The 3,226-nt window shown below is 65.8% G+C and carries 1 protein-coding gene; it reads left to right on the top strand.

Annotated features, from left to right (window positions below; translation table 11 throughout):
* A partial coding sequence (locus VGV07_RS06650) for an EAL domain-containing protein (protein ID WP_326867905.1) occupies positions 1–2,938 on the top strand: 2,938 nt, incomplete at its 5' end.
* Positions 2,939–3,226: the final 288 nt, after the last annotated feature.

Here is a 3,226-nt window from a genome sequence, read left to right as displayed (position 1 = left end):
AACCCCGTTACCTAGGTTCCCCAACCATGACTGCGGCAGGGCCATTTTTCAGCTAATGCGTCACATCCTCTACCTCGCGATGTGTATTGCGTTTGCGCTGGTCGGGACCCTTCCCGCTGCCGCCTTCGACGTCATCACCGCCCCCGAGAACGTCAACGCCGTGAACCTTACCGGTGTGGTCGACATCGTTCCCGGCGAAGCTGGTAAGGTGCAACTGTCCACAGCGGCGGGCGAAGACGGCATTATCCGCCGTATCGAAGTGCTGGCCTCGGTCGGCGGCACCAATCCTAACTGGGCGCTGTTCGCGCTGCGCAACGATTCCGACGTGCAGCTCGAGCGCCTGCTGGTCGCTCCCTTCTTCCGCCTGCCGGGCTCGGGCGTGTTCCGCCCCGACCTCGGCGCCGAACGGATCAAGGTGCTGACGCCGAGCGCCGGCCTCAGGCCGACGCGCCTCACCGACCGCGAGGCCGACGTGTTCGAGGTGGTGCTCGACCCCGGCGCCACCGTCACGTTCGTCGCCGAACTGTCGAGCGGAGCGCTGCCGGAGCTCTACCTCTGGAAGCCCGACGCCTACCGCGATTACGTGAACTCGTTCACCCTGTTCCGCGGCGTGGTGCTCGGCGTCGCGGCGCTCGCCGCTGTGTTTCTCACCATCATGTTCGTGGTCAAGGGGCGCGGCATCTTCCCGGCCACCGCGGCCTTCTCCTGGGCGGTGCTGATCTACCTCTTAGTCGATTTCGGCGTGCTTGGCCCATTGCTCGGCCTTTCCAATGGCGCCATGCAACCCTTCCGCGCCGCTGCCGAGGCCGGCATCGCCACAACCTTGTTCGGCTTCCTGTTCATCTATTTGAACCTCCATCGCTGGCACCTGCGCTTCATCCACCTGGCGCTTGCACTGGTCGTGGTGTTTCTGGCGCTGTTCGGCTTTGCTTTCTTCCAGCCCTCGATCGCCGCGACCGTAGCGCGGCTGGTGCTGGCGCTGCTGGGGATCACCGGCTTCTTCCTGATCCTGCTCCTGGCGCTGCGCGGTTACGATCGCGCCGTGCTGCTGGTGCCGACCTGGATCATCTACATCGCCTGGCTGTTCTACGCCTGGCTGGTGGTCACCGGCCAGGTCTCCAACGACGTGGCCCAGCCCGCCGTCGCCGGCGGCTTGGTGCTCATCGTCATGCTGTTGGGCTTCACCTCGGTGCAGCACGCTTTCTCCGAAGGGCAGGTGTCGATCGGCACGCTCTCGGAAGTCGAACGCCGCGCCCTGGCGCTCACCGGCTCGGGCGATTTCGTTTACGACTGGAACATCGAGCGCGACCGCGTCGCTGTCTCCGATGAACTCGGCACCCGCCTCGGCGAGCGCCGCGGCGCGCTGCGCGGCTCGATCAAGCGCTGGCTCGACCGCGTCCACCCCGAGGATCGCGACCGCTTCCGCACCGCCTTCGACACGCTGGTCGAGCTCCGCCGCGGCAAGGTCTCGGCCGACGTGCGCCTCACTGCCCACGACGGCAGTTTCCGCACTTTCCGCATGCGGGTGAAACCGGTGCTCGGGGGCGACGGCCAGGTCAACCGCATCGTCGGCACCTTGCAGGATGTCAACGAGGACCGGGCCAGCCGCGAGCGCCTGCTGCACGATGCCGTGCATGACAGCCTCACGGGCCTTCCCAACAAGCAGCTGTTCCTCGACCGGCTGGAGCGCGCTCTGGTCCGCGCCCGCCTGCCCAACGGCACCAAGCCGGCGGTGTTCCTCATCGACATCGATCGCTTCACCGAGCTCGAGGAGCGGGTCGGCCACTCGGCCGCCGATTCCGTACTGCTTGCCATCTCGCGCCGCGTGGCGCGCGTCATGCGTCCGCTCGATACCGTCGCCCGCCTCGGCGGCGACCAGTTCGGCGTGATCCTTGCTTCCGAACAGGCCGCCGGCAAGATCGCCGAAACCGCCGAGCAGATCCGCAAGGCGCTCAAGTCGCCTTTCAACTTCGGCGAGCGCGACCTGAGCCTCACTGCCTCGATCGGCGTCACCATCTATGATGGCAACCCGGTTGCCGCGCCCGACGTGCTGCGCGACGCCGAACTCGCCATGTACTACGCCAAGCGGCTGGGTGGCGACCGTATCGAAGCCTTCCGCGCCTCGGCCCGTTCCATCGCTGCCTATTCCAAGGCCGGCGAAGAGGATCTCGATCGCGGCCTGCGCCATGGCGAGCTGGCGGTGCAGTTCCAGCCGATCATGGACATCCATTCCGGCACCATTGCCGGCTGCGAGGCGCTGATGCGCTGGAACCACCCGCAGCGCGGTGTGGTGGCACCCGAGGAGTTCGTACCGCTGGCCGAGCGCACCGGGTTGATCGAGCGCCTCGGCCGCGTCGCCTTCGAGCAGGCTGCCGGCCAGGCCCGCGAATGGGCCGCTTCGCTGCCGTTGCCCGAGGATTTCTTCGTCTCGGTCAACCTTTCGCCGGCCCAGCTTGCCACCGAGTCGCTGCTCAACGACATGCGCGCGCTGGTCTCCGACCATCGCCAGATCGCCCGGCACCTGAAGCTCGAGATCACCGAGAGCCAGGTGATGAGCAACCCCGAGCACTCGGCCTATGTGCTGAACGCGCTGCGGGCCCTCGGGCTTCGCCTGGCGCTCGATGATTTCGGCACCGGGCACTCCTCGCTCAGCTACCTGCATCGCTTCCCGTTCGACACCATCAAGATCCCGGCGGCCTTCGTGCAGCTGGGCGACGATACCGGCATGAGCCACACCCAGGTGCCGATCATCCGCGCCATCATCACGCTCGCCACCGAACTCGATCTCAGCGTCATCGCCGAGGGCGTCGAGACCATCGAGGAAATCGAGCGCCTGCAGCAGCTCAACTGCCAATACGCCCAGGGCTATGCCTTCGGCGCCGCGATGAGCGGCCAGGAACTGGGCAAGCGCCTGCAGAGCCAGTTCAGCGGGAAGTAGGGGCGGGGGCGCACCTCTGGCTCCGCACCCCCTCTCTTGCGATTTCTAAGGCTTAGCCAAACGGCTAAACCTAAGAAATCGCTTTCTCCCCCCGCCAAGGGGGAGAGTCCCGACTGATACTCAGGTGCTGATGGAGGCCACTGATCATCTCCCCCTTGGCGGGGGAGAAAGCGAAAACTTGGGCTTAGCGAAGCTAAGTCCTTAGTTTTCGCAAGAGAGCATCTGTGTTCTCGGTCAAGCTGTTTTGGGCTGAGTAGGCTCCCATAGGCGGTTCTGCGTGAGCAGGGC

The organism is Devosia sp. (genome assembly GCF_035944845.1).
Lineage (GTDB): Bacteria > Pseudomonadota > Alphaproteobacteria > Rhizobiales > Devosiaceae > Devosia_A.
This window is presented reverse-complemented; position numbering and strand designations above follow the sequence as displayed.